Source organism: Micromonospora sp. NPDC003776 (assembly GCF_053605645.1).
Map to the genome: position 1 here is coordinate 1 of NZ_JBSGJR010000404.1, position 6,576 is coordinate 6,576.

General features: G+C 70.7%; 6 protein-coding genes and 1 pseudogene. 5 read left to right on the top strand and 2 right to left on the bottom strand.

What is annotated here, in order from left to right:
* Positions 1-614, bottom strand: a 614-nt coding sequence (locus ACWEVO_RS26260) for a serine/threonine-protein kinase (RefSeq protein ID WP_452310175.1), incomplete at its 3' end; no start/stop codon positions are given.
* A gap of 91 nt (positions 615-705) precedes the next feature.
* Here ACWEVO_RS26260 and ACWEVO_RS26265 point away from each other — a divergent pair.
* The 5 genes and pseudogenes from ACWEVO_RS26265 (at position 706) to ACWEVO_RS26285 (ending at position 5,310) form a co-directional block, all read left to right on the top strand.
* Positions 706-918 (top strand): acyl-CoA carboxylase subunit epsilon, encoded by a 213-nt coding sequence (locus ACWEVO_RS26265; RefSeq protein ID WP_452310176.1) that lies wholly within the window; start codon positions 706-708, stop codon positions 916-918.
* A gap of 89 nt (positions 919-1,007) precedes the next feature.
* On the top strand, positions 1,008-1,460 hold the full coding sequence (locus tag ACWEVO_RS26270; RefSeq protein ID WP_452310177.1) for a hypothetical protein: 453 nt from the start codon (positions 1,008-1,010) through the stop codon (positions 1,458-1,460).
* 1,381 nt (positions 1,461-2,841) lie between these two features.
* A pseudogene (gene mycP, locus ACWEVO_RS26275) lies at positions 2,842-3,980 on the top strand (type VII secretion-associated serine protease mycosin).
* A 10-nt stretch (positions 3,981-3,990) separates the two neighbouring features.
* Positions 3,991-4,647, top strand: coding sequence for a Maf family protein (locus ACWEVO_RS26280; protein WP_452310178.1), 657 nt, complete (start codon positions 3,991-3,993; stop codon positions 4,645-4,647).
* 9 nt (positions 4,648-4,656) lie between these two features.
* Positions 4,657-5,310, top strand: coding sequence for an O-methyltransferase (locus ACWEVO_RS26285; protein WP_452310179.1), 654 nt, complete (start codon positions 4,657-4,659; stop codon positions 5,308-5,310).
* 208 nt (positions 5,311-5,518) lie between these two features.
* Here ACWEVO_RS26285 and ACWEVO_RS26290 read toward each other — a convergent pair.
* On the bottom strand, positions 5,519-6,576 hold a 1,058-nt coding region (locus tag ACWEVO_RS26290; protein ID WP_452310180.1), incomplete at its 5' end, for an MFS transporter.

Genomic DNA, 6,576 nt, shown 5'->3' on the forward strand with positions numbered 1-6,576 from the left:
GTCGCGCCGAGCGACCAGAGGTCGGCCTCCGGACCCGCCGTGCCGTCCCGGGCCCGCTCCGGCGCGATGTACGCGGGCGAGCCGAGCACCATGCCGGTCCGGGTGACGTTCGGGTCGCCCGGGATGGTGGCCAGGCCGAAGTCGGTGAGCACCACCCGGCCGTCGTTGCCGAGCAGCACGTTGCCCGGCTTCACGTCGCGGTGCATGATGCCGGCCTTGTGCGCGGCCTTCAGCGCGCCCAGCACCCCGAGGCCGATCTCGACCGCCTTCGCGGGCGACACCGGGCCGTCCTCGGCGATGGTGTCCTGCAAGGACTTGGATGGCACGTACTCCATGACGATCCACGGATCGCCGTCGGTACGCAGCACATCGAAGATGCGGACGACGTTGATGTTGTTGAGGCGGGCGATGGCCCGCGCCTCCCGCAGCGAGCGCTCGCGCATTTCGCGGCGCTCCTCCGGCGTGAGGCTGGGCGGCGGGACCAGTTCCTTGATCGCCACGTCCCGGTGCAGGACCTCGTCGCGCGCCTTCCACACCCGACCCATGCCGCCCTGGCCGAGCGGCGAGATGAGCCGGTACCGGTCGGCAACGAGTTGGGGAAGCGCGTTAGACATCGCTGAGACCGTACCCGGCAGCCTCAACGCTCACACCGTCGGCACGCCACTGTGCGGCGAAGGTCAAGTTCTCGACGCGTACCCTGAGGGCATGTCTGCCGAAGAGCCGCTGTTCCGGATCGTCCGCGGGGTGCCCACCGCCGAGGAGCTGGCCGCGCTGGTCGGCGCGATCGTCGTCCGGACGCGACCCGCCGCCGCCCCCGCGCCGGCCGCCGTCTCGCAGTGGGCGCGAAGCGCCCGTCCGGCGGGTGCGGCGCCCGCTGCGGGACCGGGCGGGTGGCGCGCCTCCGGTCTCCCGCGCTGACCCTTCCCCGGGTACGCCCCCTGCCGGGATCCGCCGGGAGCCATTAACCTCACTCAGGGAAACGGCGCGGTGACAGGCAGGGAGGGTCGATGATCCCCGAGGGGAACCAGCCGGCGGGTTGGCTGCGTAGTTACGGCGGCATCGAGGCCGACATCCGTCAGATGCGAGAGTTCGCCGACCGGCTTCAGGATGAGGTGACCCGCAACTACGCGCCGCACCTGTCGTACATCGCCGACGACCTGAAGGCGGAGCTCCCCAACCCGGCCGACGCGTTCGTCGAGCTGGTGCAGTTCCTCCAGGCGCACCACGAGACCCAGACGGCCGCCGCTCAGGTGGTCTGGGGCATGGTTCCCGCCACCGGGCACCTCGCCGAGGCCGCCGGCCTCATCGCCAGCGCGTATCAGCACTCCGACGCCTTCAGCGCGGCGGGGGTGGCCGATGTCGAGCGGGCGCTCGCCAGACCGACCACGACGATGGCGCGTCCCACACCGCCGCTGCACGATCCCACCGCGCCCGACGACGGGCCGGTGGTGCTGCCGTGATCGAACGGGGCAGCGGCCGCACCCGCGGACTCACCGACTGGCAACTGATGGATCTGCACAGCATGTGGGCGTGCCTCCAGGACCAGGACACCACCGGCCAGTGGAAGCAGGTCGCCGGCTGGCGCAAGATCTGCGACCTCGCCCTGGCCCACCTCGGGCGCCTGCGCGAGTACCGACGCGGACTCGCCGAGGCCTGGCCGCCGGAGACCAACGCCGCCGCCCGGGCCTACATCGGAGAGTTGGACCAGCTCATCGACAAGGTGCAACGCACCCACGACGCCGCTGCCGCCAACTACGACGCGCTCGCCGCCGCCACCCGCGCCATCGGCAGCACCCGCGCGGAACTTAAGCCGCTCTACGACGAGTACGTGGCCAAGTTCCAGCAGAAGCAGGCGTACGAGGAGATCGTCGCCGACCCGAAGGCGGTCGCGGGTGGCCGGCTGCCGGTGACGTCGCCGGTGACGGAGGCGGATCTGGAGCGGCTGAACGTGCAGGCACGGGGGTTGATGTCGGGGTTGAGCGGCGAACTCCAACAGGCGCAGGCCATGCTCCGCCAGCCTCCGCCAAAGATCTTGCCCGGCCGTGATCAGCCCAGCGCAGGCCCGTCTGACCTTTCACCAACTCCTGTCATCCCCCCAATCGTGGCCATGCCAATTCCGACCGCCGGCACGGCCGTCCGTAGCGATCGCGCAACAACGGCAGGACGACCTGTGGCGGTTCCCCCAGCGCCAGGAGTAGGGCCGATTCTGGGTAGCGCAAGCCCGGGACTAGCGCCCGCCCCAGCCAACCCCATCACAGGCTCCGTCGGCTCCGCCGCGCCGCCTACCACTCACCCAGCGATTGGCAGCCCTCCGTCATTGCCGGTCGTTCCGCACTCGCCGGTTCACTCGCCACGCCTAAATCCCATCCAGGAGTCATCTGGGCCATTAGGTCGGTCGCCGGCAGGTGGCGCAGAAGGGCCTTCCCACATCCTTCCGCCGAGGCCACCATCCTCCAATGGACTGATCGGTGGAGTACCTGGAACTGGCATCGGCCAGCCAGGCTCGTCAGTTACTCCGCGACGAGCCAATCCGGTTGGCGGAGTGATTGGTGGCGGCTCAGCAGGTACCGCACCGACAGGCGGAGCCGGCTCCCGCCCAGGCGCTGGAAGAGTCTCACAAGTTACTGGGCCACATGGGATGGCCCCTAATGGAGGGTCACCCGGCCAGGGATATCCAGGTCGCGACCACACCCGTTCGTCCCAAGCCTTCAACAAAGAACGCGAACCGCGCCCCTGGGACCCCGATCACCCGTGGCAGACCGACGAGGGGGTACCGCCCGTCGTTCACCCGCCCGAAGAGAAGGGCCCGATCGATCCGGGGCCGGCAATTGGGTTCGATAAGTGAGAAGGACGGCGTTCACCGCGCTGGCGAGCTTCCTCCTCGGCGCAACTACGGTCGCCACAGGCGGACCGGCCTCTGCGCAACTAACCACTCCTAACGCTGAGCAAGTCCGGGGAGAGCAATGGGATCTACGATTTCTCCAGACAGAGAAGGCGCATGATTTATCTAGAGGCGCAGGCGTTACTGTAGCCGTTGTTGACACGGGCGTATCACCTCACCCGGACTTGCGGCAGAGCTTGCTTGTAGGGATCGACAGCACAGCCGGAAACCCCGGGGACGGTCGCGAAGATTCGGACGGCCACGGGACCGGCATGGCAGGGCTAATCGCAGCACACGGCAGAAAGAAAACGGCTGTGGCTCTCGGAATAGCTCCGGAGTCTAAAATCCTTCCCGTCAGGGGAAAGCATAAAAACGAAAGCGGCAACACGACGAACTAGCCGAAGGGATCACCTTCGCCATTGCTCATGGGGTAGATGTAATCAGCATTTCTGCAGGCGGGTCAGCAGACGTCCCCTTGCAGCAGGCCATAAGATCGGCGATTCAGGCGGACATCGTGGTCGTGGCAGCTGCAGGAAACACGGACAGCTCTGGGATGGTTGAGTATCCCGCCAGCGAACCAGGTGTCATCGCTGTCGGGGGTATCGACAGGAACGGGAACCACGCCGCCATCTCCGTCACCGGCCCAGAGATCGACGTGGTGGCCCCGGCAGTCGACATCTACAGCACGAGCATCAACGGCACCCACCGCGTCGGTACCGGAACCTCGCACGGCCACCGCGATGGTGGCTGGCCCCGCCGCCCTGATCCGTTCCAAATACCCGGACCTCCCCGCTCAGGAGGTAGCCCACCGCCTCACCGCCACAGCGATCGACAAGGGCCGCCGGGCCGCGACGACGAGTACGGCTACGGCGTCATTGACCTGGTCGCCGCGCTCACCGCGGACGTACCCCCGCTGGGCTTCGAGTCGTCGAACGTGACCGCGCCGACGAGGGCGGAACCGGCGGACGGCGGTGGCGACGACGGGGCGACCGCGCGCGGGCTGGCGACGCTGGGAGTGCTCGTGGCGGCGGGTGGGGGCTATCTCGTGTGGCGGCGGCGTCGCCGTGCCGACGACCCACCGCCGCGGATCAGCCGGTAGCGTCGGTGGGGTGTCGACCTCCGTACCGCTGCGCCTCGTGCTCGCCTCGCAGAGTCCCGCCCGCCGCAAGCTGCTCCAGGCCGCCGGGATCGAACCGGATGTGCTGGTCAGCGGTGTCGACGAGTCGCAGGTGGTCAGTGACCGGGCGGACGAGTTGTGCCTGGAGCTTGCCCGGCTGAAGGCGCAGGCGGTGCTGGGCCGGCTCCGCGCCACGCCCGACGAGCGGACGTTGGTGCTGGGTTGTGACTCGGTGCTGGCGTTCGACGGGGAGATTCTGGGCAAGCCGGCCGACGCGGCGGACGCCACCCGGCGGTGGGAGCGGATGCGGGGGCGCAGCGGGGTGCTGCACACCGGGCACTGCCTGATCGACGTGGTCCACGAGTCGCGGGCGGAGGCGCTCGCGTCGACGACGGTGCACTTCGCCGACATCAGCGACGAGGAGATCGCCGCGTACGTGGCGACGGGCGAGCCCCTGGCAGTGGCCGGGGCCTTCACCATCGATGGGCTGGGCGGGGCGTTCTTGACCGGTATCGAGGGTGACCCGGGGACGGTGGTGGGGTTGAGCCTGCCGCTGCTGCGCGGTCTGCTCGCCGAGCTGGACCTGAGCATCACCGATCTGTGGACGAAGGTCGCGCCGGGGGGTCAGGAGATGGAACATCTCGGCTAGCGTCGGGTCATGTCCACGAAGCCGTTGCCGCTGACACCGGAACTGCACGCCTATCTCGTCGCGCACGGATCCACCCCGGACGAGGTCGTCCGGGAGTTGGCCGAGGAGACCCGGGCTGCCCTGCCCGCCGAGGCGGACATGCAGGTCGCGCCGGAGCAGGCCGCGTTCTTGACCTTCCTCACCCGGCTGCTCGGCGTCCGGCAGGCCGTCGAGGTGGGCACGTTCACCGGGCTCTCCTCGCTGGCGATCGCCCGGGGGCTCGCTGAGGGCGGCCGGCTGACCTGCTTCGACATCTCAGAGGAGTACACGGGCATCGCCCGGCGGTACTGGACCCGGGCCGGCGTGCAGGACCGGATAGAGCTGCGGATCGGACCGGCCGCGGAGACGCTGCGGGAGCTGCCCCGGGAGCGGTATCTGGACTTGGCGTTCATCGACGCGGACAAGGTCGGGTACCCAATCTACTGGGACGAGTTGGTGCCCCGGATGCGCCCGGGCGCGGTCATCGCGGTGGACAACACCTTGCGCGGTGGCCGGGTGCTCGCTCCGCAGAACGCCGACGACCGGGCGATCGCCGCGTTCAACGACGAGATCCTCGCCGACGTCCGCGTCGACGTGGTCATGCTCCCGATCGCCGACGGCGTCACCCTCGCCCGAGTGCGCTGAGCCGGATTGCGAAATGGCGGAGTCCCGCCGCGGGGAGACCGCCACCTCGGCCGCCTTTCGCCCGCCGCCCACTCGGGATGCGGCATGGCGAGGCATCCCGGCGACGGGAAGGCGCGGTCTGCCGCAAGGCGAGTCGATCAAGCCCCACCGGGGGCGCGGCGGCCAAGCCCGACCGGGCGCGGCGATCAAGGGCCGGCCGGGTGGGCGATCAGACGGGGACCGGGGCCGGGTCTTCGGTGGGGTGAGACGTGCGGAGGGCGCGGCCGAGGCGGGCGGTGAGCAGCAGGGCCGCCGCGATGAAGCCGGGCAGCAGCAGGAAGGCCAGGTGGGGACCGACGCCGTCGGCCACCCAGCCCAGCGCGACCGGCGCGATCCCGAAGCCCACCCCCATCGAGTACGAGGACCAGCCAGCGGCCTTGTCGGCGGCGGGACCGGCCACGGCGAGCGCGATGGAGATCGCCAGCGGGTAGTGCAGGGCGTTGCCCAGCCCGAGCACGACCAGGCCGGTGACGGCGAGCCAGCCGACCGGGGCGGACCAGAAGAGGGCGAAGCCGATAAGGGAGACGGTCAGCGCGCCGAGCAGCAGCGGCACGGGCGGCAGGCGCAGCGCGAACCGGCCGCCGGCCGCCCGGCCGGCGAACATGCCGCAGACGATCGCGGCGACGGCGGCGGAGGCGCCGCCGGGGCTCAGCCCGGCATGGGTACGCAGCACGTCGGCCGTCCACAGCGACAGGCAGACCTCGATCGAGCCGGTCACCGACATCAGCAACCAGGCGATCCAGTAGGCCCTCGGCAGCCGGGCGGCGCGACCCCGGGAGCCGGGGGTGGCGGCCGGCGGCTCCGGGTCACTGCGCGGCGCCAGACGCGCTGGGCGGGAACTCTTCGGCAGGCGTACCCGGAAGGTCAGGGCGGCGAGGGCGACGATCGCGATGAGGCCGACCTCGACGGCCATCGCCGGGCGCCAGCCGTGGCCGGCGTCGACGCTCGCGCCGATGACCAGCGGCGCGAGGATGCCCATGCCGGCGCAGACGGCGTTGGCCTCGGCGAGCGCGGCGGGCGCGGCCGGCCCGTGGTGGCCGACGAGCACGACGTTGACGCCGCTGATCAGCAGCATGCCGAAGGTGGCGGTCACCGCGACGGCGGCGAGGGTGGCCGGCAGCGGGTGGAGCAGGCCGAGGGCGGCGACGCCGGCGGCCACGCCGGCGAGGCCGAGCCAGATGGCCGCGCCGCGGCCGAGGCGGCGGGCGACCGGCGCGAAGAGCGCGC